Annotated in this window: 23 protein-coding genes and 2 tRNA genes; 5 read left to right on the top strand and 20 right to left on the bottom strand. The window is 54.4% G+C overall.

The window, feature by feature from the left end:
* Positions 1-2 precede the first annotated feature (2 nt).
* Entirely contained in the window at positions 3-566 is a 564-nt protein-coding gene (locus HEP82_RS09465) for a YqgE/AlgH family protein (protein WP_023638126.1), read from the top strand.
* A complete protein-coding gene (gene ruvX, locus HEP82_RS09460; RefSeq protein ID WP_192457846.1) occupies positions 566-985 on the top strand; it encodes a Holliday junction resolvase RuvX in 420 nt (139 codons plus the stop codon). Before HEP82_RS09465 ends, ruvX begins: the two co-directional genes overlap by 1 nt.
* A 92-nt stretch (positions 986-1,077) precedes the next feature.
* On the opposite strand, the gene fbp is transcribed toward ruvX, so the two are convergent.
* Positions 1,078-2,082, bottom strand: coding sequence for a class 1 fructose-bisphosphatase (gene fbp / locus HEP82_RS09455; RefSeq protein ID WP_012764172.1), 1,005 nt, complete (start codon positions 2,080-2,082; stop codon positions 1,078-1,080).
* 170 nt (positions 2,083-2,252) lie between these two features.
* On the opposite strand from fbp, the gene mpl reads away from it, so the two are divergent.
* The gene (gene mpl, locus HEP82_RS09450; RefSeq protein WP_192457845.1) at positions 2,253-3,635 is read left to right on the top strand and encodes a UDP-N-acetylmuramate:L-alanyl-gamma-D-glutamyl-meso-diaminopimelate ligase; all 1,383 of its coding nucleotides are present in this window, start codon (positions 2,253-2,255) and stop codon (positions 3,633-3,635) included.
* A 68-nt stretch (positions 3,636-3,703) separates the two neighbouring features.
* On the opposite strand, the gene HEP82_RS09445 is transcribed toward mpl, so the two are convergent.
* From HEP82_RS09445 to nnr, 11 genes are all read right to left on the bottom strand, one after another.
* Complete coding sequence (locus tag HEP82_RS09445) at positions 3,704-5,002, bottom strand: adenylosuccinate synthase (protein WP_012764170.1); 1,299 nt, start codon at positions 5,000-5,002, stop codon at positions 3,704-3,706.
* 99 nt (positions 5,003-5,101) lie between these two features.
* Entirely contained in the window at positions 5,102-5,302 is a 201-nt protein-coding gene (locus HEP82_RS09440; protein ID WP_192457844.1) for a DUF2065 domain-containing protein, read from the bottom strand.
* Positions 5,303-5,360: 58 nt separating this feature from the next.
* Positions 5,361-6,356 (bottom strand): protease modulator HflC, encoded by a 996-nt coding sequence (gene hflC, locus HEP82_RS09435; RefSeq protein ID WP_012764168.1) that lies wholly within the window; start codon positions 6,354-6,356, stop codon positions 5,361-5,363.
* A gap of 2 nt (positions 6,357-6,358) precedes the next feature.
* Complete coding sequence (hflK, locus tag HEP82_RS09430; protein WP_192457843.1) at positions 6,359-7,615, bottom strand: FtsH protease activity modulator HflK; 1,257 nt, start codon at positions 7,613-7,615, stop codon at positions 6,359-6,361.
* Positions 7,616-7,687: 72 nt separating this feature from the next.
* Positions 7,688-8,968 carry a ribosome rescue GTPase HflX gene (gene hflX / locus HEP82_RS09425; RefSeq protein ID WP_192457842.1) on the bottom strand — a complete coding sequence of 427 codons (1,281 nt, stop codon included), beginning with the start codon at positions 8,966-8,968 and terminating at the stop codon, positions 7,688-7,690.
* Positions 8,969-9,059: 91 nt separating this feature from the next.
* Positions 9,060-9,359, bottom strand: a complete 300-nt coding sequence (hfq, locus tag HEP82_RS09420; protein WP_012764165.1) for an RNA chaperone Hfq — start codon at positions 9,357-9,359, stop codon at positions 9,060-9,062.
* A gap of 111 nt (positions 9,360-9,470) precedes the next feature.
* Positions 9,471-10,412, bottom strand: a complete 942-nt coding sequence (gene miaA / locus HEP82_RS09415; RefSeq protein WP_012764164.1) for a tRNA (adenosine(37)-N6)-dimethylallyltransferase MiaA — start codon at positions 10,410-10,412, stop codon at positions 9,471-9,473.
* Positions 10,405-12,294 carry a DNA mismatch repair endonuclease MutL gene (gene mutL / locus HEP82_RS09410; RefSeq protein ID WP_192457841.1) on the bottom strand — a complete coding sequence of 630 codons (1,890 nt, stop codon included), beginning with the start codon at positions 12,292-12,294 and terminating at the stop codon, positions 10,405-10,407. Before mutL ends, miaA begins: the two co-directional genes overlap by 8 nt.
* Before the next feature lie 40 nt (positions 12,295-12,334).
* Complete coding sequence (amiB, locus tag HEP82_RS09405) at positions 12,335-14,020, bottom strand: N-acetylmuramoyl-L-alanine amidase AmiB (protein ID WP_192457840.1); 1,686 nt, start codon at positions 14,018-14,020, stop codon at positions 12,335-12,337.
* Positions 14,017-14,490 (bottom strand): tRNA (adenosine(37)-N6)-threonylcarbamoyltransferase complex ATPase subunit type 1 TsaE, encoded by a 474-nt coding sequence (gene tsaE, locus HEP82_RS09400; RefSeq protein WP_192457839.1) that lies wholly within the window; start codon positions 14,488-14,490, stop codon positions 14,017-14,019. The genes amiB and tsaE overlap by 4 nt, the downstream gene beginning before the upstream one ends.
* Entirely contained in the window at positions 14,487-16,016 is a 1,530-nt protein-coding gene (gene nnr, locus HEP82_RS09395) for a bifunctional ADP-dependent NAD(P)H-hydrate dehydratase/NAD(P)H-hydrate epimerase (protein ID WP_192457838.1), read from the bottom strand. Before nnr ends, tsaE begins: the two co-directional genes overlap by 4 nt.
* Here nnr and queG point away from each other — a divergent pair.
* Positions 16,015-17,154, top strand: coding sequence for a tRNA epoxyqueuosine(34) reductase QueG (queG, locus tag HEP82_RS09390; protein ID WP_192457837.1), 1,140 nt, complete (start codon positions 16,015-16,017; stop codon positions 17,152-17,154). The two genes, nnr and queG, sit on opposite strands and share 2 nt — an antisense overlap.
* Positions 17,155-17,156: 2 nt before the next feature.
* The gene (locus tag HEP82_RS09385) at positions 17,157-17,360 is read left to right on the top strand and encodes a hypothetical protein (protein WP_192457836.1); all 204 of its coding nucleotides are present in this window, start codon (positions 17,157-17,159) and stop codon (positions 17,358-17,360) included.
* Positions 17,361-17,434: 74 nt separating this feature from the next.
* Here the strand turns inward: HEP82_RS09385 and HEP82_RS09380 are convergent.
* From HEP82_RS09380 to HEP82_RS09345, 8 genes are all read right to left on the bottom strand, one after another.
* Positions 17,435-17,510 (bottom strand) — tRNA-Gly (locus HEP82_RS09380).
* Positions 17,511-17,720: 210 nt separating this feature from the next.
* Complete coding sequence (locus HEP82_RS09375; RefSeq protein ID WP_192457835.1) at positions 17,721-18,647, bottom strand: D-2-hydroxyacid dehydrogenase; 927 nt, start codon at positions 18,645-18,647, stop codon at positions 17,721-17,723.
* Positions 18,648-18,776: 129 nt separating this feature from the next.
* Positions 18,777-18,852, bottom strand: a tRNA-Gly gene (locus tag HEP82_RS09370).
* Between the two features lie 201 nt (positions 18,853-19,053).
* Complete coding sequence (locus tag HEP82_RS09365) at positions 19,054-19,479, bottom strand: organic hydroperoxide resistance protein (protein WP_192457834.1); 426 nt, start codon at positions 19,477-19,479, stop codon at positions 19,054-19,056.
* A gap of 148 nt (positions 19,480-19,627) precedes the next feature.
* On the bottom strand, positions 19,628-20,101 hold the full coding sequence (locus tag HEP82_RS09360; RefSeq protein ID WP_192457833.1) for a MarR family winged helix-turn-helix transcriptional regulator: 474 nt from the start codon (positions 20,099-20,101) through the stop codon (positions 19,628-19,630).
* A gap of 153 nt (positions 20,102-20,254) precedes the next feature.
* Positions 20,255-21,778, bottom strand: a complete 1,524-nt coding sequence (gene abgT, locus HEP82_RS09355; RefSeq protein ID WP_192457832.1) for a p-aminobenzoyl-glutamate transporter — start codon at positions 21,776-21,778, stop codon at positions 20,255-20,257.
* Between the two features lie 142 nt (positions 21,779-21,920).
* On the bottom strand, positions 21,921-23,372 hold the full coding sequence (locus HEP82_RS09350; protein WP_192457831.1) for a M20 family metallopeptidase: 1,452 nt from the start codon (positions 23,370-23,372) through the stop codon (positions 21,921-21,923).
* Positions 23,373-23,374: 2 nt separating this feature from the next.
* On the bottom strand, positions 23,375-24,700 hold the full coding sequence (locus HEP82_RS09345) for a M20 family metallo-hydrolase (RefSeq protein ID WP_192457830.1): 1,326 nt from the start codon (positions 24,698-24,700) through the stop codon (positions 23,375-23,377).
* Positions 24,701-24,847: the final 147 nt, after the last annotated feature.

Raw genomic sequence — 24,847 nt, 5'->3', positions numbered from 1 at the left:
CGATGAATTTACAGCACCATTTTCTTATCGCGATGCCAGGGCTACAGGATCCGGTATTCAAACGGACGGTTATCTATATCTGCGAACATAACGAAGACGGCGCCATGGGGCTGGTCATCAATAAACCCATGGAACAATTCACTGTCGAGACGATCCTGAAAAAACTGAAGATCGAACCAACACCACGCGATCCCGCCATCCGTCTCGACAAACCCGTTTTTATGGGCGGCCCGCTGGCGGACGATCGCGGTTTTATTCTGCACACACCGTGCGAAGGTTTTGCATCCAGCATTTCCATTTCCGATGAAACCATGATCACCACCTCCAAAGACGTACTGGAAACGCTTGGCACGCCGGATCAGCCACAAAATACCCTGGTCACGTTGGGGTATTCTGCCTGGGAAAGCGGTCAGTTGGAGAATGAATTGCTGGAAAACGCCTGGCTGACCGCACCGGCAGATAGCCAAATCCTGTTTTGTACTCCGATTGCCGAGCGTTGGCGCGCCGCCGCCAAAAAGCTGGGGGTGGATATTCACACAATCCCGTCTGAAGCGGGGCACGCCTGATGAGCAACCGAACCGTGATGGCCTTCGATTTCGGCACCCGCAGTATCGGTGTCGCCATTGGACAAGAGATTACCGGCACGGCTCGCCCGCTGCTTTCCCTCAAGGCGCAGGACGGCACTCCCGACTGGCAGAAAATCGGAGCATTGCTTAACGAGTGGCAACCGGATCTGGTCATCGTTGGTCTGCCGCTGAATATGGACGGCACCGAACAACCCATTACGGCCAGGGCGCGCAAATTCGCCCAACGCCTCCACGGCAGGTTCGGCGTAGCGATTCAATTACATGATGAACGTTTGAGTACCGTCGAGGCGCGTGCCGACCTGTTTGAACGCGGTGGTTTTCGCGCGCTGGATAAAGGCAGCGTCGATGCGGCTTCCGCCGTTATCATTCTGGAAAGCTGGTTTGAACAACAGAGCTGACTTGCACCCTGCGCAACTGCATTCCCGTTCGGTATAAATACATCAGGCTCGCATTGCGAGCCTGAAAAACAAGTGATGATCACACTGAATGATTATGCGTCCGGGTAATCGCGCAGGAAACCTTCCAGATCTTCCACCATCGATTGAGTGCCGACAAAAAACGGCGCACGCTGGTGCAGTTTCTGCGGAATAATGTCCAGAATACGGTTTTTGCCGTCGCTGGCTTTACCGCCTGCCTGTTCGGCCAAAAACGCCATCGGGTTGCACTCGTACAGCAGACGCAGTTTGCCTTCCGGATAACTCGCCGTGCTCGGATAAAGATAAATACCGCCTTTCAGCAGGTTACGATGGAAATCGGCAACCAGAGAACCAATGTAGCGTGTGGTATAAGGACGTTGTGTCGCTTCATCCTGTTCCTGACAGTATTTGATGTACTTTTTCACCCCCAAAGGAAACTTGATGTAGTTGCCTTCGTTGATGGAATACATGTTGCCTTTTTCCGGGAAACGCACTTTTTCGTGCGACAGGCAAAATACCCCTAGGGAAGGATCATACGTAAACGCATGAACGCCATGACCCGTGGTGTAAACCAGCATGGTGGACGACCCGTATACGATGTAGCCAGCCGCCACCTGTTTGTGACCAGGTTGCAGGAAATCGGCTTCAGTCACAGGCATACCCAGTGGGGTGATACGGCGATAAATGGAGAAAATCGTCCCGACAGAAACGTTTACGTCGATATTTGAAGAACCGTCCAGTGGGTCCATCAACACGACATATTTCGCGTTTTCAGCACTTTCACCTTCAAAGATGACAATATTGTCTTCTTCTTCGGAAGCAATGCCCGCTACTTCTCCACGTGCTTTCAGAGCGGCTTTCAACTTTTCGTTAGCGTACAGATCGAGCTTCATCTGCACTTCGCCCTGAACATTGGACACGCCGCTGGTACCGAGAATATCCACCAGGCCAGCTTTGTTGATATCACGGTGGATAATCTTGGCCCCCAGCTTGATGGCCGATAGCAACGCGGTGAGTTCACCGGTGGCGTGAGAGAAATCGTGCTGTTTTTCGACGATGAATTCGCCTAACGTTTTCATAACACTATTCCAGAATCTACGGATGAAAAGCGGTTTCAGTTTTATACCGCCAACGTTTGCGCCTGCAGTGTAGCCCAAAGGGAAGCCGGCACCTAGTCAAATCCATTTCGTATCGTGAATGTCCGGCGCTAAAATGGACGACAGACTTACTGAATATAGATGGAAAATGTATGCGTATTCATATTTTAGGAATCTGTGGCACCTTTATGGGCGGGCTCGCGTTGCTGGCCCGCTCTCTCGGACATGAGGTGACCGGTTCAGATGCCAATGTCTATCCCCCCATGAGTACCTTACTGGAGGAGCAGGGTATCACCCTGATTCAGGGATATGACCCGGCACAGCTCGACCCCGCTCCGGATCTGGTGATCGTCGGTAATGCCATGACCCGTGGCAACCCCTGCGTCGAAGCGGTACTGGAACGTAATATTGCCTACGTATCCGGCCCGCAATGGTTGCATGACCATGTACTGCGCAACCGCTGGGTTATCGCCGTCGCCGGTACTCACGGCAAAACCACCACGGCCGGTATGGTGACTTGGATTCTGGAAGCCTGCGGCTATCAACCGGGCTTCGTCATCGGCGGCGTCCCTGGGAACTTCACCGTCTCCGCCAGACTGGGCCAAAGCCCGTTCTTTGTGGTGGAAGCCGATGAGTACGACTGCGCCTTCTTCGATAAGCGTTCCAAATTCGTTCACTACAGCCCTCGAACACTGATACTGAACAATCTGGAATTCGACCACGCCGACATCTTTGACGATCTCAAAGCCATTCAGAAACAGTTCCATCATTTGGTCAGGCTGGTACCCGGCAGCGGCCGCATTATCATTCCCGCCAATGATTTGCACCTCAAGCAGGTCATGACGATGGGATGCTGGAGCGAGCAAGAGCTGGTTGGAGAAGAAGGAATCTGGAATGCGAAGAAAGTCGCCTCCGATGCCAGCGTATTTCAGGTCTATCTGAACAATGAACTGGTTGGTGAAGTGTCGTGGAAACTGGTCGGCGAACACAATATGCACAACGGCCTGATGGCGATTGCCGCGGCCCGGCACGTTGGTGTGATGCCGGGAGACGCTTGTCGAGCGCTGGGGGAGTTCATTAACGCACACCGTCGCTTGGAACTGCGCGGCACGGCGGATGGCGTTTCTGTTTACGACGACTTCGCCCATCACCCAACTGCCATTCTTGCCACACTGGCCGCATTACGTAGCAAAGTTGGCGGCACCGCGCGGATCCTGGCGGTGCTGGAACCTCGCTCCAACACCATGAAAATGGGACACTGCAAAAACGAGTTAGCACCCGCTCTGGGCCGTGCTGATGGCGTATTCCTGTTCCAGCCGCAGCACATTCCCTGGCAGGTCGCTGAAGTGGCTGACGCCTGCGTTCAGCCAGCACATTGGAGCGCAGATGTCGATACGCTGGTTGATATGATTGTCAAAACCGCGCAACCGGGGGATCACATTCTGGTGATGAGTAATGGGGGTTTCGGTAATATCCACAACAAACTGCTGGATGCGCTGCATCACCGGGAAACGCTGCACACAGATCAAGACTGATAACACCAAATGATGAAAACAAAAAAGGCGGGGAAATCCCGCCTTTGTTTTTATGACTACGATGTCAATCAGGCGTCAAACGGATCACGCAGAATCATGGTCTCTTCACGATCCGGGCCGGTGGAGATGATATCAACCGGGACACCAGTAACTTCTTCAACACGCTTAATGTAGTTACGTGCCGCCTGAGGCAATTGATTGTAATCTTTCACACCGAAAGTACTTTCAGACCAACCCGGCAGTGACTCATACACCGGCTCTAGACCTTCCCAACCTTCCGCAGCCAACGGCGTCACATCTATCGTTTTGCCATCTGCAGTACGATACGCCACACAGATTTTTACTTCCTTCAGACCATCCAGCACATCCAGCTTGGTCATACAGAATCCGGACAGGGAGTTAATCTGCACAGCACGACGCACAGCAACCGCATCCAGCCAGCCAGTACGACGACGACGGCCAGTAGTGGCGCCGAACTCGTTACCTTTCTGAGATAGATACTCACCAACGTCATCAAACAGCTCGGTAGGAAACGGACCACCACCTACTCGGGTCGAATACGCTTTGACGATACCCAGTACATAATCCACATAACGCGGCCCCAGGCCAGAACCGGTCGCCACACCACCCGCAGTGGTGTTGGACGACGTCACATACGGATAGGTACCGTGATCGATATCCAACAGTGTTCCCTGCGCCCCCTCGAACATGACCCGATCGCCACGCTCATGAGCCTTGTATAGCAGATCGGAAACATCGATAACCATGGACGTCAGGATATCCGCCACCGCCAGTACATCATCAAGGGTCTTCTGGTAGTCCACCGCTTCCACTTTGTAATAATGAACCAGCTGGAAATTATGGTAATCCAGAATGTCTTTCAGCTTGGCGGCAAAGCTTTCCTTATCAAAAAGATCACCGACGCGCAGACCACGGCGCGCAACCTTGTCTTCATACGCAGGGCCGATGCCACGCCCCGTGGTGCCAATAGCTTTCGCTCCGCGCGCTTTTTCACGAGCATTATCCAGAGCGACGTGATACGGCAGAATCAGCGGACACGCTTCCGAAATAAGCAGACGTTCGCGAACCGGGACACCACGAGCTTCTAGCGCCGTCATCTCTTTCATGAAAGCGTCAGGAGCCAGCACCACACCGTTACCGATGATGCTGATGACATTTTCACGCAGAATACCTGAGGGAATTAAATGGAGAACGGTTTTTTCACCGTTGATAACCAGAGTATGACCAGCATTATGGCCACCTTGGTAGCGCACAACATATTTGGCCCGTTCAGTCAGCAGGTCGACGACCTTGCCTTTACCTTCGTCACCCCATTGGGTGCCCAGTACGACAACGTTCTTACCCATCTCAAGAATCACCAGATTGGTTAAAAAAGGATTCTAACATCTCATCTTCGGCCTTTCAGTACTTTTAGCACACGATTGCGCACATTTTGGGCGGGAAATTCAGCTACCAGTACGGCTACGCAACATGTAGTAGATGACAACGCCGGCAACCACAATTCCTCCACCAAACCGACGCAAAATGTTGTCCGGCAACTGTGCCATCGCCAGGATCATTCGACGCCAGATGCGTGGAAACAGCAATGGTCCCAAGCCTTCCATAATCATCACCAGCCCTAACGCCAGCCAGATAGTTGCGCTCATAAAAACTCCAGACAGAAAAAAGCCCGTAAAAACGGGCTTTATAGTGACAAAAAACGGCTTATCGGGAAGGCATCGTTTTTTCCGGCGCTTTCATATAACGGAAGAAATCGCTGTCCGGACTCAACACCAGTACGTCCTGATTAGAACTATTAAAACTGTTCTGGTAAGCACGCAGGCTACGGATGAAGCTATAGAAATCAGGATCCTGGCTGAATGCAGAGGCAAACAGTTTGGCCACTTCAGCATCGCCTTCACCACGTAGGATGCGCCCCTGACGTTCCGCTTCCGCCAATGTACGAGTCACCTCGTAATCGGCAGTTGCTTTAATCTTCTCGGCCTGCTCCTGGCCTTGAGAACGATGGCGACGCGCCACCGCTTCACGCTCAGCACGCATACGCTGGAAAATAGCGTCGGAAACCTCAGTCGGCAGGTTGATCTGTTTGATGCGGACATCAATCACTTCAATCCCCAATGCAGCCATACTGTTCGGGTTGACTCGAGGCATATCACCACTGGTTTCACTCGCTACACGAGCAGCAGCAGATGCAATGGCATTATCAGCTTCTGACGTCTCTCCAGTGCCCGTATTCAGTGCTTCACGCACATCAGACATCAACTGCCCACGAGAATCGGTCACAATCCCTTTAACATCAAGGCGGCCAATCTCCGAACGCAGACGGTCACTGAACTTGCGTTTTAGCAGCACTTCCGCCTGTGAAACATCCCCCCCGCCGGTTGCCAGATAGTAACGGCTGAAATCGCTGATACGCCATTTAATATAGGAATCAACGATTAAGTCCTTTTGTTCTCGGGTAATAAAACGATCAGCCTGATTTTCCATTGTCTGGATACGGGCATCCAACGTTTTTACTGACTCCAGAAACGGAATCTTCATATGCAAGCCCGGCGCATAGATCAACGGCTTATTGTTGTCGTCACGCAGAACTTTACCAAAACGCATCACGATCCCACGCTGCCCCTCCTGAACAACAAACAAAGAGGCATAGACCACTAACAGTAACGGAACAAGAATAAAGAGTATTGGCTTACGCATGATTATTCTCTCCCGCTTCGAGTGCTCTCATCGCGTTGAGCGTTAGCCCGACGCTGATCCATGATGCTGCCATTACTAGTGCGTGGCGTATAAGTCGTACCAGCATTACCGCCGGACAAGCCCGAAGGCTGGCGCAGTGGCGTTGCAGTTCCAACATTACTGCCCGTTGATGCGCCACTCGCGATATTTTGCCCCCGCAGGATCTGCTCCAAAGGCAACACCATCAGATTATTTCCCTTATCGCTGACCAAAACTTTACTGGTGTGACTCAGAACGCGCTCCATGGTCTCAATATAGAGACGCTGGCGGGTGATTTCAGGCGCGGCCTTATATTCAGGCAGTAACCGAGCAAAGCGCGACACTTCCCCTTGGGCTTCCAGAATAGTACGTTCCTTATAGGCTCGGGATTCCTCCAGAATGCGCTGGGCCTGGCCGTTAGCTCGTGGTTGAACTTCGTTGGCATACGCTTCCGCTTCCCGAATGTACTGTTGTTCGTTCTCCCGAGCAGCAATAGCATCGTCAAACGCCGCCTTAACCTCTTCAGGTGGTCGCGCCGTCTGGAAGTTCACGTCCAACAGGGTGATACCCATATCATAAGGGCGGATTGTTTCTTCAAGAACACGCTGAGTATCGGTACGTACAATGGTACGCCCCTCCGTCAGGATCTTATCCATCGTGTACTTGCCGATAACGCCACGCAACGCGCTGTCGGTTGCCTGGCGCAGACTATCGTCCGCATTAGTGACGCTGAAAAGATATCTGTCTGGTTGAGTAACGCGATACTGAACATTCATCTCAACGCGAACCACATTCTCATCAGAAGTCAGCATCACGCCGGATGTCGCAAGCTCACGCACAGCCTCAACATTCACTGCGCGTACAGAATCGATAAACGTCGGTTTCCAGTTAAGGCCAGGCTCAACAATACGGCTGAACTTACCAAAGCGGGTCACAACACCACGTTCGGCTTCCTTAATGGTATAAAAGCCTGTAACCCCCCAGATAACCACCAGAGCAGCAATCACCAGCCCAGCAACCCGACCGCTATTGCCAACGGTTTGACCACTACCGCCAGAGGGCCTGTTACCTCCGATTTCACCAAGCTTCTTGCTCAGTTTACGGAAGATATCATCAAGATCAGGAGGCCCCTGATCTTTCCCACCTTTATTATTGTTTCCGCCAGAGTTGCCGCTATTGTTATTGCTGCTCCCCCACGGGTCGCGGTTCTGTCCGTTATTACCGGGCTGATTCCACGCCATGTTTAGCTCCATTCATTATGATAGGTATCTTTCGGGGTCAATGTCCCAGAGTCATAAAACTGCACACACCACTCAAACAATGTAATCTTGCAATTCCTGCTCCTGCTTGCACAGGCGCCGCCAGTCAATGATGGGCATCCTTACAACCAAACCAACACTGCCATCTTCTTCAATCCATTCTTTCTCTATTGCCTGGAGCTGATAAAAGCGACTTCGCAAACGACCCGCCTGTGGCGGCAAATGCAGGGAGTAATGCGCGATCTCCCCAGCAAGCCTTTCACAAAGTGCCTGAAATAAAAGAGGAATACCTTCACCAGTTTGGGCAGACAACCACACTCTGATCGGCAGGTTATCTTCATTACGATCGATACGCGGCTCAAACTGCTCCAACATGTCGATCTTATTCATTATCAACAGAACCGGAATCTTATCCGCTTCAATTTCAGCCAGCACATCATTAACAGCCTGAATGTTATCGCTCGCGCGCGAATCAGCCGCATCAACGATGTGCAGCAATAATGTGGCTTCTCGCGTTTCCTGCAACGTAGCTTTAAAAGCCGCAACCAAATCATGGGGCAATTGTCGGATAAACCCGACGGTATCCGCCAGAACTGTGTCGCCCACATCTTCTACTTCGATACGGCGTAGAGTAGGATCCAGCGTAGCAAACAGCTGATCGGCGGCATAGACGCCAGCGGCAGTCATATTATTGAACAACGTGGATTTTCCGGCGTTGGTATATCCAACTAAAGAAACCGTGGGAACATCGGCCCGAGTGCGCGCACGCCGTCCTTGTTCACGTTGTTTTTCCACTTTTTCCAGGCGGGACAATATCTGGCTGATTCGATTACGCAGCAAGCGACGGTCGGTTTCAAGCTGGGTTTCACCCGGACCACGCAACCCTATCCCCCCTTTCTGGCGTTCAAGGTGCGTCCAGCCACGAACCAGACGTGTTGCCAAATGCCTTAATTGAGCCAGCTCTACCTGTAATTTGCCTTCATGAGTGCGTGCGCGCTGGGCAAAAATATCCAAAATCAACCCAGTGCGATCAATAACTCGACATTCACAAAGACGCTCAAGATTTCGTTCTTGCGCTGGTGTCAATGCATGATCGAACAGAACGACAAAGGCACCTGTAGTTTTTACTGCCTGAGCAATTTCCTCTGCCTTGCCTTCGCCGACGAAATACTTAGGGTGTGGCGCCTTTCGGCTGCCGGTGATGACCTGCAACGCCTCAATCCCGGCGGAAGACACCAGAGACTCAAACTCCTGTAGGTCTTCCGTATCTTTCTCCTGAGAAAAATAAATATGAACTAGTATGGCCTGTTCACCGGCTTCATAACGGTCAAACAACCGGACACCCTCTTAGAAAAAAGACACAACCACGGTACAGGAAAACGTCGGATAAGCGGCTTTTCCTGCCGTGGTAAACCTGAATGGCGCCTTATTCGGCGTCATCGCTATCCTGTTGCGGCTGCTGCTGAGCGGCCTGATTATTACCATGATAGTTATTGGTGCCAGGATTATTGCTGTGATGCGATACCGGGCGAGATGGAACCACCGTGGAAATGGCATGCTTGTATACCATTTGACTAACCGTATTCTTCAGCAGAATTACAAACTGATCGAAAGATTCAATCTGCCCCTGCAACTTGATGCCGTTGACCAGATAAATCGAAACCGGAACACGTTCGCGACGCAGTGCGTTCAAGAACGGATCTTGCAAAGATTGCCCCTTAGCCATTCTATATTTTCCTTATTTGCTTGTTGTTTGTAACAAAGAGCTTTTCGGCCCTAAAATAACGTTATAAAAATTTTGTGCCGAGAATCAGTCGATTGTACACAATCGACCAACCTATGCACTAACAACCTCAACCACCCTGTGCAACGAATCACTAGGGCTATCGCTGTCAAGCCAGCAAACGCCTTCCCAACCACGCAACCAAGTCATCTGGCGCTTCGCCAACTGTCTGGTTGCACAGATACCGCGATAGACCATTTCATCGTAACCGATCTCGCCGGATAAATATGACCACATTTGGCGATAACCGACGCAACGGATAGAAGGCAAGGCTGGGTGGAGATCTGCACGAGCGAACAAGACCCTAGCCTCAGTTTCAAAACCTGCCGCCAACATCTGCCGAAACCGCAACGCTATCCGTTCATGCAGCAATTCTCGCGTCGCTGGCGCAATGGCAAACTGATGAACATGATAAGGCAGTGCATCGCCGGATGTTTTTGTCAACTCAGTTAAAGTGTTACCTGAAACGAAAAAAACTTCCAGTGCCCGAGACAGTCTCTGAGGATCATTTGGATGAATCCGAGTTGCCGCCACCGGGTCTATTTCCTGCAATTGGCGATGCAACGCTTCCCACCCTTCTGTCTTCGCTCTTTCTTCTATCTCCCGCCGAATATCCGGATTCGCAGAAGGCAGTGGAGACAAACCTTCAAGCAATGCCTTGAAATAAAGCATAGTCCCGCCCACCAATAACGGAATACGGCCGGCAGCCGTAATTTCCGACATCGCCTGTAACGCATCCCGGCGAAAATCTGCGGCGGAATAGGATTCCGCAGGGTCGATGATATCGATCAACCGATGCGGTGCCCGCGCCAGCTCCGCCACGGTAGGCTTAGCGGTGCCGATATCCATTCCCCGGTAGATCAAAGCGGAGTCCACGCTGATCAACTCGACGGGAAGATGCTGGCGCAATGCCATCGCCAACGCAGTTTTTCCCGAGGCGGTCGGCCCCATAATAAAAATGGCAGGCGGATTCCCCGCCGTTTTATATTCAGTCATGCTGTAACGCCCTGATAGCAGGACTCATATCAATCACATATAACAATTCTGACGGCGGCGTTTTCACCAACATGGGGCACAAACGCTCGACCTCAGCCAGCAATTGCACCGCCTGCGCGATGCTCCAGTCCGCTCTTTCTACCTGTAACCGACTGGCTATCCACGCGGCTATCGTATCAGGTTCAGCATGGCCGCAATCGGTCAAATAGCCTAACAGGTCGGAAATCAAGTTTTGTAAATTTTGTTGTCTCAAAGGTAAAGGCACAGCCTTCAACGTCGCCGATGTCGGCTCCAACGCAACGTCAATGCCAAAGCGGGTCAACAACGGCTGCTGACGTCGTAATGCGTCACGCTCGGCCTTCTCAAGGGATAAACGCTGCGGAATGAGCAGAGGCTGCGGTCGCAACCCAGCTTCGGACGGCGTCAATTGCGCTTGATGCACATATCGTTCTGCCGCCGTCAACGACAACAGCGCAATGCCCTGCCGATGTTCAACCAAAGCGTAACGGCCATTATGTATCGCCAGCACGCGCCCAAGCCCCAGAGCATGACCTTCCAGCGGCTCAGAAACCGGCAAAGGGAGCGTTTCTGGCGCGGTCGAAGACAATGGACCGGTTAGCTGTATTGATGACGCATGCTCCGCCTCGCGCGGCGGTGCCGCCGGCCGCAGCAATTGTTGATACAGCTTGCCTTGCCGCTTCTGATAACCACCATCCTGTTGCCAGGAAAACGCCTGCGGTTCTTTGGCGTTGCCAGACGGAGATCTACCGTTCGAAGACGCAGCCGCAGGCCGAGCGAAATGATTTTCCCCTGCCGCCTGCCGGTTTTCCTGCTGCCAATGCCCTTCGCTCAACGCACCGGAACCGCTGTTCAATGATGGTGAAGACGCCTGCTGCAATACAGACATGACCGCCTGATAGATGAAATCATGCACCAAACGCGCCTGATGAAAGCGCACTTCGTGCTTTGCGGGATGCACATTCACATCCACCTGATGCGGATCCACATCCAGATACAGCACATAGGCAGGCTGTTGTTCTCCGTGCAGTTGATCCTGATATGCCTGACGAATAGCGTGATTGAGCAATCTGTCACGCATCATACGCTGGTTGACATAGCAGTATTGCATCTCCGGCAACTGACGGGAGCCAGCCGGATCAGCCACCCAACCATGAATATTGAGATCGCCGTGCTGCCAAGAAACCGCCAGCGCATGTTGTAGGAACGCAGCGCCGCAAATACTGCCAAGCCGCCGTTCCTGTTGTGAAGGATCGGTCGCCGCACGGTACTGCCTCACCAGCTTGCCGTTATGATGGAGATTGAACGCCACATCAAAACGGGCCAGCGCGATACGGCGCACCACCTCATCAATATGCATAAACTCGGTCTTTTCGGTACGCAGAAACTTACGACGCGCCGGCGTGTTGTAAAACAGATCCAGCACCTCTAACGTCGTGCCGACCGGATGCGCGGCAGGCTTTACCGTCACCGCCATTTCTCGGCCTTCCGCATACGCCTGCCAGGCTTCCGTCTGATCCGCCGTGCGCGACGTCAGCGTCAAACGCGATACCGCGCTGATACTGGCCAACGCCTCACCCCGAAACCCTAAGCTGACAATAGCTTCCAAATCATCCAGCGTCGCAATTTTGCTGGTGGCATGGCGCGCCAGCGCCAACGTCAAATCTGCTTTACCAATGCCAGAACCATTGTCGCGGATACGAATTAACCTGGCTCCACCCCGTTCGATTTCAATATCAATCTTGGTCGCGCCGGCATCCAGGCTGTTCTCAACCAACTCTTTCACAACAGAGGAGGGGCGCTCGACAACCTCGCCAGCGGCGATCTGGTTGGCCAACTGGGGAGGCAAAACCTGAATCGGCATGGGTGCTCCTTAACCTGGTCGACATCAAGCACTGTCGGCATCACGTGGAGGGTATGACCAACGTCTGCCCGAGTTGTACAGTGCCGGAAGTCATATTATTCACCTGTTGGATCTCTTTCATGCTCACGCCATAACGCACCGCAATGGCGCTGAGCGTATCGCCACGCATCACTTTATGTTTAATCACCACGGCGCTTTTTTTGGATGCGGGAGGCGTTTTCGTTACGCCTGGCGTCGAGGCCTTACCAGGAATTTTCAGCCGTTGTCCAACCCACACCACATCGTTTTTCAGGCTGTTGAGGTCACGAAGGGTGGACATGCTGACGCCATACTGCGCAGCGATGCCGGACAAGGTTTCACCGCGCACCACCGTATGACGCTGAGTTACCACGTCATTCCTCACGGCGGGCGTTGCCGACTTTACCGGCGCAGACGCGGGGGTGTTAACCACCGACGACGCTTGCGGCCGGTTTTCCTGCTTTGGGATATTTTGCAACGGATGAGCCTGGAAATAACTGCGCAACCCCTGATAAATAGCATTGGCAATCTTTTCCTGATACTCACTGCTCCCCAGCAGCCGCTCCTCACTCGGATTGGAAATAAAGCCGGTCTCCACCAACAGTGAAGGAATATCCGGAGAACGCAACACGCCAAGGCTGGCATGTTCCGGTCGCCGTTTATGCAAGCTGCCGACGCGCTGCAACTCACGCAACACTTTCACCGCCACGTCATAACCCACACGCTGAGAATGGCCGAACTGCAAATCCAGCACCGCCTGGCTCAGGTAAGGATCGGCAGCGCTGTTCGCCAGCAGATCCCCTGCGCCACCCAGTAATTCGGATTGCTTCTCATGTTGTTCAAGCCAGTTCGCCATCTCGCTGTTGGCGCGCCGGTTGGACAATACCCACACCGATGCGCCCGTCGCGCCGCGGTTGGGAGCCGCATCCGCATGGATGGACACCAGCAGATTGGCCCCTTGCTTGCGGGCAACTTCAGAGCGCCCCATCACCGAGATAAAATAATCCCCATCACGGGTCAGCACCGGTTTAAAGTCCGGATCGCTACTCATCAGCGCCTTAAGTTTACGGGCAATCGCAATAGTCACCGTTTTTTCATACAGGCCGTTGGGCCCGGTAGCACCAGGATCCTGCCCGCCGTGACCCGCATCAATCGCCACAGTAACCCGCTCTCCGCGCCCACCGCGAACGGAGGCTTTCACCGGCTCGGCGGCAACACGCGACGAAGAAACATCTGCCGTCTTACCGGTAAGCGGATTGCGCCCGGTGATGACAGCGCTACGGGAGGAGGTGGATACCGGTGGTTTGGCTACCGGTTTACGTTCGCCAATCACGTTCAGCACCACGTTATAACCGCCGCCGCTTTTCTCCTTTTGCGCTCTGGTCTGCGCTTTTTGCGTCAGATCAAGCACCAACCGCAGGTTGCCAGGCTCCCTGGCCTTACTGGAGCGAATTCTGGAGATAATATTCTGGCCGCTAAACGCCAGCGGCAGCCCTTGAACCATGCCGGATTGGCTGATATCGATCACCACCCGGTTCGGGTTACTCAGGGAAGAAAATTCATATACCGGCGGCCCGCTGAAACTCAACGTCACCACAGCTTCCGTCGAGGCATTATTTACGCGAATATCGGTGAGAGTCGCCGCCCAAAGCGGCCATGCCAGCAGTAATAACCCGCCCAGCAACGCCTTCATAACCCCCGACCTCATGACATTGCCTGCCCGGCCAACTGCTTAACAATCCGTGCGCCATAAGCCGACACGGCATGGATCTCTGCCTGCCGAGCGCGCCCATCGTAGTTAAGGTGCAACTCGACATCCGCCGTCGGCAGCACGCCGGCTCCTTGCTGAGGCCATTCAATCAGGCAAATCGCATCCTGCGACAGATAGTCGCGGATCCCCATGAACTCCAGCTCTTCCGGGTCGGCAAGACGATAAAGATCAAAGTGGTAAACCGGACGCGGCGACAACGCATAAGGCTCCACCAGCGTATAGGTCGGGCTTTTTACATTACCCTGATGGCCCAGCGCTTGCAGGAATCCCCGACTCAACGTCGTTTTTCCCGCGCCCAGGTCGCCAAACAAATAGATAATCGATGCACGATCGCAGGCTCGTGCCAGCAATGCGCCCAGTGCAGTAGTGGCTGCCTCATCCGGCAGAGGTAACAAAAGCGTGCTCATTCTGTCTTTTCTAAAGGTATCCGTTCAGGATTCACATACTTCGGCAATATTGCCATTAAATCGGTCGCCAACATCCCGCGCGTACCTTGCTGATGCGCTAGCCAGTCCGCCGATGCGCCGTGCACCACACATCCGGCGCAAGCCGCGTCATACAACGGTAGCCCCTGGGCCAGCAACGCACCGATGATCCCGGAAAGCACGTCGCCCATACCGCCGGTCGCCATACCGGGATTCCCCACATCGGCGATGGACATCGCCCCTTGCTCGCTGGCGATAACCGTACCGGCGCCTTTCAGTACCACCACGCCACCATAACGTTTCACCAGTTTTGCGGCGGCCAGCAAACGATCGCTCTCAATATCGGCAATCCGGCAGTTTAACAGACGGGCCGCCTCTCCGGGATGGGGAGTCAAGACGCGATTCTGACGTTTATAAGGACTGATTGCCAGCAGGTTGAGCGCATCCGCATCCCATAACATGGATTTGTTACAATTTTCAGCGATCCTAAGCGCGGTTCGGCCCCATTCGCGCTGCCCTAATCCGGGCCCGATGACCACCACATCAGCCCATTCGAGCCCCTGCCGGACGGATTCCGGCGTCAGCTCCTGTACCATTAATTCAGGCCGCGAAACCAGAATCGCCGCCAGATAATTTTTGTGAGTAAGCACTCGCACCAGCCCTGCCCCACTGCGCAATGCAGCATCGCCAGCCATAAAAATAGCGCCGCCGGTTCCCTCATCCCCACCGACAATCAGCAAACGACCATGCTCGCCTTTATGCGCCCCGGGACGACGGGGTTTCAACCATGTCGTCAGGTACTCGGCCGTCAAACGTTGCAGCGGCGCTGATTGTCTTGCCACCCAGGCCGTCAGCCCGAGGTCATCATGATGAAGTCGCCCTGTGCAATCGCGCGCCATACCTGTCAACAACCCCGGTTTTAAGGTAATGAACGTCATCGTGTGCTCCGCCCGAATGACGGCGCCTTCGGCATGACCGGTTTCCGCATTCAGCCCGGAGGGAATATCCAACGCTACGACCGGCGCCGGATGTGCGTTGGCGGCATCGATCAACTCGTCGTAAGGCGCACGAGGCGCAGCGGCTAGACCGGTACCCAGCAAACCGTCGACAATCACATCGACCTCCTGCGGCCACGCGGCGTCCGGCATCAATACGTCGCCGCCCGCCGCCCGCCATTGTTGCTGCGCCCGCGCCGCTTCTTCCGGTAACGACTTACTGCTTGTACAAGCGATCACCGTTACTGTTATCCCCGCCAGACGCGCCAACAGCGCCACAACGTAAGCGTCGCCGCCGTTATTACCATGTCCTGCCAGTACCAGCCAGCGCCCCGCCTGTGGGTAACACGCCCGAATCAGATTAAACGTCGCATGACCGGCGCGTTCCATCAGGGTATACAGCGACACGCCCGCGTCTCTGGCCGCGTTTGCCTCTTCGCGTCGCAGCCAGTCAGCCCGAAATATGGAATGTGGTAATATGGAAGAGAACTGCATTTTGTTACGGTCCGTCATGACATACCCCTACGATCTCAATGAACTGGCACAACTTATCAAGCAATGGGGACAAGAACTCGGTTTTCAGCAGGTAGGCATCTGCGATACCGATTTGTCCCATGAAGAGCCTCGCTTACAGGCATGGCTGGATAAGCAGTATCACGGCGAAATGGCATGGATGGCTCGCCACGGTATGATGCGAGCCCGTCCGCACGAACTGCTGCCAGGCACATTACGTGTAATAAGTGTACGCATGAATTATCTGCCCGCGAAGGCGGCTTTTGCCAGTACGTTGAAAAACCCCTTGCTGGGTTATGTCAGCCGTTATGCGCTGGGGCGGGATTACCATAAATTGCTGCGTCAACGGCTGAAAAAATTGGGTGATAGAATTCAGACGCATTGCGGCGAACTGCAATTTCGACCGTTCGTCGACTCTGCCCCCATCATGGAGCGGCCGCTAGCAGCCAAAGCCGGGCTGGGATGGGTGGGTAAGCACTCACTGGTGATGAATCGCAACGCCGGCTCCTGGTTTTTCCTTGGTGAACTGCTGATCGACCTGCCGTTACCGACGGACGCTCCCGTCGAAGAAAGCTGCGGTAAATGCGTTGCCTGCATGACCACCTGCCCGACCAGCGCCATCGTCGCGCCCTACACCATTGACGCCCGACGCTGTGTCTCCTACCTGACTATTGAACTGGAAGGCGCTATCCCTATAGAACTCCGCCCATTAATGGGAAACCGCATTTACGGCTGCGACGACTGCCAGTTGATTTGCCCCTGGAACCGATTTTCGTCACTGACCGACGAACCCGATTTCAGTCCCAGGAAAGCGCTGCATACCCCTGAACTGTTGGAGCTGTTCCAATGGAATGAAGGGCGTTTTCTACAAGTAACGGAAGGCTCGGCCATTCGCCGTATTGGACATCTGCGTTGGCTACGTAATATTGCCGTCGCACTGGGCAACGCCCCTTACAAAGATCACATCGTACTGGCGCTACAGGCAAGGTTGGGAGAACACCCGCTACTGGATGAACACATAAATTGGGCGCTATCGCAACAGTTGGAAAAGCGAAGCCAACAGACGATCGATGTTCAGCCGGCGCAAAAAAAGCGACTAATCCGCGCCATCGAAAAAGGGCTCCCGCGGGATGCTTGAGCATGGCGGAGACAGATATCCACGGATTTTCACCGCTGTGCATAAATTTAAAAATGCGTTGTCAATCAATCATCACAAAAAGTTCAAGTGATCCAGATAGCGTTTTTTATTATAAAATTTTATTTATATTTCAAAAAGATGAACAAACACGTTTCATCACGGTCGATATTGACGGCCGAATGCCCGCATTGACAGCCTGTGGATAACTCTGTTTAAAACGATACGAATCTTGCGACAACATCGCATGATGTGAATCAAGAGAGAGAAACGAAAAAATGATTGGAGCGGGAAACGAGACTCGAACTCGCGACCCCGACCTTGGCAAGGTCGTGCTCTACCAACTGAGCTATTCCCGCATACAACAGCATTCAAGTATTGTCGCTTTCTAACCAAAATCAAGTTAAAAGCCGCAATCTTGAAAGTTTTAATAAAATACAGATAATCTATTGATTTTACTGTGTTTTAATAAGAATTCTCGCGAAGAGGGCAGCATTATGAACCAATCGACATGCCAAGGCAAGAAGGATTTTTCACTTCCTGCCTGAATGACGATAGTTTAACCCGCCTCAATAGCTTCTGGAAAAATCCACCTCTCCCATCAGCGGCTGATTAGCCTGAAAACGAGGCAGATTTTCCAGGAACAAACGCGCCAGCCTGGCAGGAACCAACGGCCCGGCAATATGCGTCGTAATAAACAGGTTAGGTGTATGCCAGAAAGGATGTGCCGACGGCAGCGGCTCCTGACGAAATACATCCAGTACCGCTCCAGCAATTTGCCCCGCCTTCAGCGCAGTGCAAAGATCCTCATCCACCACCGCGCTACCCCGGCCGACATTGATAAACAGAGCCGAAGGCTTCATCGCGGAAAAGACGTCCGCATGATAGACGTCGGTTGTCGCTGGCGTATCCGGCAGGATATTAATCACGTAATCCGCATCCCGGACCGCCTCTTTCAGGCGATCCAGAGCATCGATACGTTCAAACGCCGACAATGACCGCGGTGTCGAGGCAATGCCGGTCAACACGACGCCAAACGGTTGCAAGAATGCCGCAACCTCACGCCCGATATCTCCGGTTCCAACGATCAATACCCGACGTCCATATAAAGAACCCGGCAATCTTTTTTCCCACACACCGGCCTGCTGGTGCTGCCAGCGGGCCGGCAGGCGATGTTCATGCTGCAGCAAATAAGCCAGCACGTACTCCGCAATAGCCTGGCCGAATACGCCGACAGCGCGGCTCAAACGGTAATCCCGAGGGAAGGTTTCCGCCAGTAGCGGCTTATAGCCCGCCCAGGTGGACTGCAACCACCGCGGCTTGACACCTTGCGCCAGCAAAGCCGCCGCTTTATCCGGCTCGCCGATCCAGATATCACATCCGGCCGCCTCCTGAGGATCGCCGGATCCGATCACCAATGGCAAATCGGGCATCATCGCATGTAATGGGTCACGGATTTCATCCGCACGGGCGTCAAGCAGCAGAACAGGCGTCATAAGCATCACCGAAGACAGCAGGAGTCAATGGCGAAAATAATATATGAAACGCTAAGTAAACCAAACAGATAGGTTAAATTTTTGTATTTTTATCGAATAGGAGATAAAAGAGACCGACTAGAAAAAATTTGGAGCGGGAAACGAGACTCGAACTCGCGACCCCGACCTTGGCAAGGTCGTGCTCTACCAACTGAGCTATTCCCGCGTACTGAGGTGATTCAAGCACCTTCAAGCATTTAACTCTTTGATTAAAAAGGCTTTAACACTTGAAGGCGTTTGGAATGGCCGCAATTATGGACCGCTTTTCACAGCATGGCAAGCCATTTTTTTCCACTTTTGAACCGATTGCTCACAACAGCGTCAGTTATGCGCATTTTTCTCTCGGTTTATCACCGTTTAACGGGGGTCAAATCAGTGTCAGCGTGACGTCGATATTGCCGCGCGTCGCATTGGAATACGGGCAAACGATATGTGCTTTCTGAACCAGATCTTCCGCGACCGCACGCTCCAGCCCCGGCAGCGAAATCTTCAGTTCAACCTCAATGCCGAACCCGCTTGGGATCGCGCCGATACCGACACTACCGTTGATGGCCGTGCCCGCCGGAATCGATACTTTGTCGCGCGCAGCGACAAACTTCAGCGCGCCGAGAAAACAGGCCGAATAGCCCGCAGCGAACAGCTGTTCCGGGTTGGTGCCCTCTCCGCCCGCGCCCCCTAGCTCACGCGGCGTGGTCAATCTGACGTCCAACTGACCATCCGAAGACACCGCACGACCATCACGACCGCCATTAGCCTGGGCATGAGCAACATAAAGAACTTTTTCGATAGACATGGTGATACTCCTCATTATTTAGATTCAGACAACATGAAAATTAATTCACTATTAAATCGCGCGCTACTTAATTGGATAAAAAAACACGCCTCTTGATATCCCGGAGCCCGTAGAAAATACGCCTACGAGCCTCCTCTCGTCCGGCAATTCAGGTATGCATGAACAGCCTGGCACGCAATGTTTCCAGTTCCTGCTTAATGGCGCGTAATTGCTCTACGCTGCACTCCGATGCACAAAATACGCCTTCCGGCACTGCCCTGGCCTGCTGTTGCAACGCACGGCCTGCATCCGTCAGGTAAATCATGACCTGACGTTCATCTTCCGTTCCTCGCTGGCGCACCACCAACCCGGCGCTTTGCAGCCGTTTGAGCAATGGCGTCAACGTGGCGGAATCCAGAAACAGGCGTTCGCCCAATTCGGATACCGTCAAACCATCACGCTCCCACAACACCAGCATGACCAGATACTGCGGATAGGTCAGGTTGAGTGACGACAATAGCCGGCGATACAGCTTATTCATCGCCAGATTGGCGGAGTAAAGCGCAAAACAGAGTTGACCATCCAGCCGGTAGGCTTCGTCGCTCAGCGACGCGGGCAATGTTTGGGTGTCTTTCGTATTCATGGCAAGCAATTTATATTGCTCAATATTAAATAGCAAGCGATTTAAATTAAAAAATACCGAATACCCGAAAATAAAAACATAATCCCTTGATAATAGTGAAAAACCAGCGGAGGACACCGCCGGTTTTTCATCAATGCCAATGCGATACGACGGTTACAAATGTGGGTAAATGCCCGGGCCAATCGGCAACCCGACCAGATACCACGCCACCAGCAACAGCAGCCAAACCACAAAAAACACGATCGGGTACGGCAGCACCAGCGAGTAATAGGTGCCTAAGCGCGCATCCTTGTAGTAACGCTGCAAGAATCCAAGAAACAACGGCACAAACGGCGATACCGGCGCCAGCGGGATCACCGAGGAATCCGCCACGCGGAACACGATCTGCGCGAACGCCGGATGGAACCCCAGCAGCATAAACATGGGGACGAAGATCGGCGCCAGGATCGACCAAATGGCGGAGCCACTGGCGATGAACATGCACAAGAACGCCGAAAGGAAAACCAGCCCGACAAACGCGGGAACGCCGGTCATGCCCAAGGACTCCAGCAGGTTGGTCAGACCGATAGCCATGAACTTGCCCATATTGCTCCAGTTGAAGAACGCTACGAACTGGGACAACGGAAACACCATGACGATAAAGCCGGCCATGCCTTTCATCGGATCCACCATCAGCTGCGGCAGATCATTCTGGGATTTTATCTGGCCAGTCACCATGCCGTAGGGAATAGAGATCACGAAGAAAAACAGGATAATCAGCGGCACGATCCCTTGAATGAACGGCGATGGCATCACGGTATGCTTCACCGGATCGCGCAGCGGGCCCCACTCCGGCACCACCAGCGCCGCCACGATGGCGATGAACACCAGCGCCGCAATACCGCTGGCGCGCAGCCCACGGTTCTGCTCTGCCGTCAGTTTGGACAGGTGCTCATTGCTTTCGCCGCTCCACGGCGCCAAACGGGGCTCGATAAAACGGTCGGTCAACTGCGCACCCACGATGGTCAGTACGACGACGGATGTCGCCATAAAAAACCAGTTATCAATAACGCTGACGTGTATCGCCGGATTAATCGCCTTCGCCGCCTCGGTACTCAGCCCGGACAACAGCACATCGGTGGTGACGATCAACAAGTTGGCGGTGAAACCGGAGCCCACGCCCGCGATCGCCGCCAGCAGTCCCGCCACCGGATGGCGCCCGACCGCCAGAAAGATCAGCGCACCTAACGGCGGCATCACTACCAGTGCGGCGTCGGATGAAATATGGCTGAAAAAAGCGATGAACAACACCATATAGCTGGCGTAACGGGCGCTAACCCGGGATGCCATCTTATACATCAGCGCCTGCAACAGCCCCACGCGCTCCGCCAGGCCCGCCCCCAGCACCAACGCCAGAATGGCGCCCAACGGCGTAAAGGCACTAAAATTCTTGATAACGTTAGGCAATATCCATTGCATCCCTTCCACGCTGATCAGGTTTTTGACCTTCACCACCTCACCATTGGCGGGGTTAATCGCTTTAATGCCAAGCCAGGAAAACAGGGCGCTGGCCAGCATCAACGCAATAATCAGGTAGACAAACAACAGGAACGGATTAGGAATTTTATTACCGACACGCTCCACCCACTGGAATAGCTTCCCTGGCTGAGAATGGCTTGATTCCGCTGTCACACTCATTGATTTACCCTCTGTACTGAAATGTATTCATTGATTGTTTTTGTATATTTTTTATGTCGTTATCAGACGGACTCCCGCCTGATGCCGTCGCCTGCCGCGGGAACGGACGCAACAGGCAAACGATTGCCGTTCAGGTGAAAACTCACCCTTTCAACGGGGATGGCGCCACGCCATCTGGAATAGGACAGCGATAGGGCACCGCCTGCCGCTGCGCCCGCCACTCCTGACGACAGGCCGCCAACAGCGCGCTGTCGGTGAACAATGCCAATGCCGTCGCCGACATCACCTTGGCCGCCAGCGCCATCCCTTTATGCGCCAGCGATGTCCGGCCCTGCGACACCGCCTGCCAGGTATGCAATGGCGTCCCCAGCGCATAACATGGGCTGAAACACTGGGCGGTCGGCACCAGCCAGCTTACGTCGCCCACATCGGTAGAGCCGGGCAGAATGGCGCTGGTCGGCGCGTAAGGCGCTACGGCGTCAATCAGCGCTTTACCCGCCAGCGCCTGACTGAACGCTTTCCCGGCCGCGCCACCGGTACGCTCGATGCTCGCCATATTGCTGACGATGTCTTCGGCGCTCAGCGTGCGGTAAATCTCTTGGGCGAACGCCTGTTCCTGCTCGCTGTATGCCGGCACGCCAAACGCCTGCACATAACCGTACATCGCGCGCTCCAACGTCAGGTTGGGCACATAGTTGGAGCAAGCTTTCTCAAAACGTACCGTCAGTTGGGTATCCGTCATCAGCGCGGCACCCTGGGCGATCCTCACCACCCGTTCATAAATCGATTGCGCTTGATCCACTTGCGGCGCACGCACCAGATACAACACCTCGGCATCGGCCTGCACCACGTTGGGCGAATGGCCGCCGGTATCGGTGACGGCATAATGTAAACGGGCTTCAGGAATGATGTGCTCACGTAAAAAGTTGGCGCCGGTGTTCATCAGCGTGACCGCATCCAGCGCGCTGCGCCCTAAATGCGGTGCAGCCGCAGCGTGCGCCGCCACACCTTTAAAGCGAAATGCCGCCTGAATGTTGGCCAGCGTCGGCGTACAGAACATGCCGCTGAAGGTCTCCGGGTGCCAGGTCAGCGCGGCGTCCACATCATCGAAGACCCCTTCGCGCGCCATAAACGTCTTGCCGGAACCGCCCTCCTCGCCGGGGCAACCGTAAAAGCGGATGGTGCCCGCCTGCGGGTGCCGCTCCAGCCAGGCTTTCACCGCCAGTACGCCGCCCAGTCCGGCAGTGCCAAGCAGATTATGCCCGCAGCCGTGGCCGTGACCGCCCGGCTGCGTCGGCGCCTGCACCGCGCAGCCGGCCTGCTGGCTCAACCCCGCCAGCGCGTCGAACTCACCTAACAACGCGATGACCGGCTTGCCGGCACCAAAGCTGGCGACAAACGCGGTTGCCATACCGGCAATACCGCGTTGTACGTCGAACCCTTCCGCTGCCAGGCATCCCGCCAGCCGCTCCGCCGAATAGTGTTCAGTAAACCGGGTCTCAGGATGATCCCAGATATCATCTGCAATCGCCGCCAGCAGCGGCTGAACTCCATCCACGGCGTCATTGACGAAATCGACAATCGGCTGCGTCATGTTCAGGCTCCATACTGTTTTATATTGAGCGCCAGCAGCGCCAGCGTTTTCACCGCCACCGGGATCACGCTCTCGTTGAAATCGAACTTCTCGTTGTGGTGCCCGGCGCTCAAATCGGTACCAAAAATCGCGTAAGACGCCAGGCCGCCGTGCGCCTTGACGCGCTCCATCAGATAGGTCGCGTCTTCGGAACCGGCCGCGCCGTCTTTGCGATCGATAATACTGTTCAGCTCCGGCACCTGCTCCGCCTGGCGGTGGATGAACGCCACCCATTCCGGGCTGGGTTGGCTGGATTGGGCGGCGCCCATCAGCCTGATATCCACCGACACCCCGTGCATCGCCGCCGCGCCGTTAATCACCTGCAGCGCCTGCTGATAGATGAACTCATTGACGTCATTAGTCGAACCGCGGGTTTCCACTTTCATCATGGCGTTCGACGGCACCACGTTACGCCCGGTTCCCGCTTGCAACACACCCACGTTAATGCGGGAGCTGCCGCCGCTATGGCGAGGGATCGCATGTAACCCCAGCGTCGCCTGCGCCGCCGCCAGCAGCGCATTGCGCCCCTCTTCCGGTCGCCCGCCTGCGTGAGAGGCGACCCCACGATAGGTGACATCGATTTTGGTGGTCGCCATAAACGTATCGTTGCCGCACACCAGTTGGCCGGCCGGAATACCGGTGCCGATATGGATGGCGGTAAAGTAATCCACGTCGTCGACCACCCCGGCTTCGGCCATGGATTTGCCGCCGCGAGTGCCCTCTTCAGCCGGCTGGAACAGAATCTTGATGGTGCCGCACAGCTGCTCGCGCATCGCCATCAGCACTGCCGCCAACCCCAACCCGATAGTGGTATGGCCGTCGTGGCCGCAAGCGTGCATCATGCCGGCATTGCAGGACGCAAAGCCGTCGCGGAACGGGCGGTGCTCGCTATCCAACTGCTCGTTGAGATCGAGCGCGTCCATATCGACGCGATACCCCAACACCGGCCCCGGACGTCCGGTTTCCAACGTCGCCACGATGCCGGTAAAACCGCCGGAAAAATAGGGCAGCCACTGTGGCAGCGCGCCCTGCTCAAGCGCCCGCTGTTCCTGCGCTTTCAATACCGCTTCCGACGGCAGCCCCATACGGGCGTCCGCCGCTATCACCTCGCGCCCAAGCTTGAGGTCATACCCCAGGCGATGCAGCCGCTCCGCCACCAACGTAGAGGTGCGGAACTCAAGCCAGCCGGATTCAGCGAATTTATGTAAATCACGGCGAAATGCGGTGAGTTCGGGAATAAGCGGTTCAATCTGTTGCGACAGTGCGGAATAAATGGCGTCTGAATGCATAGGACTCTCTCTGGCGTGATTGCGCGGTTGACGACAGAGGCGATAACCGCGACGTAAAGCGACATCCCGCCCCACGGCGGAGGTCATGATTTAAAAAAATGTACACAAACCCACCAGGGTAGATAAGATGCCAGGAACTTTGGTTTG

The organism is Musicola keenii, assembly GCF_014855505.1.
Taxonomy (GTDB): domain Bacteria; phylum Pseudomonadota; class Gammaproteobacteria; order Enterobacterales; family Enterobacteriaceae; genus Musicola; species Musicola paradisiaca.
This window is presented reverse-complemented; position numbering and strand designations above follow the sequence as displayed.

Coding starts and splice junctions, on each gene's coding strand:
- fbp (WP_012764172.1), bottom strand. CDS start 2,082: ATGAAAACGTTAGGCGAATTCATCGTCGAAAAACAGCACGATTTCTCT.
- mutL (WP_192457841.1), bottom strand. CDS start 12,294: ATGCCGATTCAGGTTTTGCCTCCCCAGTTGGCCAACCAGATCGCCGCT.
- ruvX (WP_192457846.1), top strand. CDS start 566: ATGAGCAACCGAACCGTGATGGCCTTCGATTTCGGCACCCGCAGTATC.
- HEP82_RS09375 (WP_192457835.1), bottom strand. CDS start 18,647: ATGACGCCTGTTCTGCTGCTTGACGCCCGTGCGGATGAAATCCGTGAC.
- miaA (WP_012764164.1), bottom strand. CDS start 10,412: ATGACTGAATATAAAACGGCGGGGAATCCGCCTGCCATTTTTATTATG.
- mpl (WP_192457845.1), top strand. CDS start 2,253: ATGCGTATTCATATTTTAGGAATCTGTGGCACCTTTATGGGCGGGCTC.
- HEP82_RS09360 (WP_192457833.1), bottom strand. CDS start 20,101: ATGAATACGAAAGACACCCAAACATTGCCCGCGTCGCTGAGCGACGAA.
- nnr (WP_192457838.1), bottom strand. CDS start 16,016: ATGACGGACCGTAACAAAATGCAGTTCTCTTCCATATTACCACATTCC.
- hflK (WP_192457843.1), bottom strand. CDS start 7,615: ATGGCGTGGAATCAGCCCGGTAATAACGGACAGAACCGCGACCCGTGG.
- HEP82_RS09465 (WP_023638126.1), top strand. CDS start 3: ATGAATTTACAGCACCATTTTCTTATCGCGATGCCAGGGCTACAGGAT.
- amiB (WP_192457840.1), bottom strand. CDS start 14,020: ATGAGGTCGGGGGTTATGAAGGCGTTGCTGGGCGGGTTATTACTGCTG.
- HEP82_RS09385 (WP_192457836.1), top strand. CDS start 17,157: ATGGCGGAGACAGATATCCACGGATTTTCACCGCTGTGCATAAATTTA.
- HEP82_RS09350 (WP_192457831.1), bottom strand. CDS start 23,372: ATGACGCAGCCGATTGTCGATTTCGTCAATGACGCCGTGGATGGAGTT.
- queG (WP_192457837.1), top strand. CDS start 16,015: ATGACATACCCCTACGATCTCAATGAACTGGCACAACTTATCAAGCAA.
- abgT (WP_192457832.1), bottom strand. CDS start 21,778: ATGAGTGTGACAGCGGAATCAAGCCATTCTCAGCCAGGGAAGCTATTC.
- HEP82_RS09365 (WP_192457834.1), bottom strand. CDS start 19,479: ATGTCTATCGAAAAAGTTCTTTATGTTGCTCATGCCCAGGCTAATGGC.
- HEP82_RS09440 (WP_192457844.1), bottom strand. CDS start 5,302: ATGAGCGCAACTATCTGGCTGGCGTTAGGGCTGGTGATGATTATGGAA.
- hfq (WP_012764165.1), bottom strand. CDS start 9,359: ATGGCTAAGGGGCAATCTTTGCAAGATCCGTTCTTGAACGCACTGCGT.
- hflC (WP_012764168.1), bottom strand. CDS start 6,356: ATGCGTAAGCCAATACTCTTTATTCTTGTTCCGTTACTGTTAGTGGTC.
- HEP82_RS09445 (WP_012764170.1), bottom strand. CDS start 5,002: ATGGGTAAGAACGTTGTCGTACTGGGCACCCAATGGGGTGACGAAGGT.
- HEP82_RS09345 (WP_192457830.1), bottom strand. CDS start 24,700: ATGCATTCAGACGCCATTTATTCCGCACTGTCGCAACAGATTGAACCG.
- tsaE (WP_192457839.1), bottom strand. CDS start 14,490: ATGAGCACGCTTTTGTTACCTCTGCCGGATGAGGCAGCCACTACTGCA.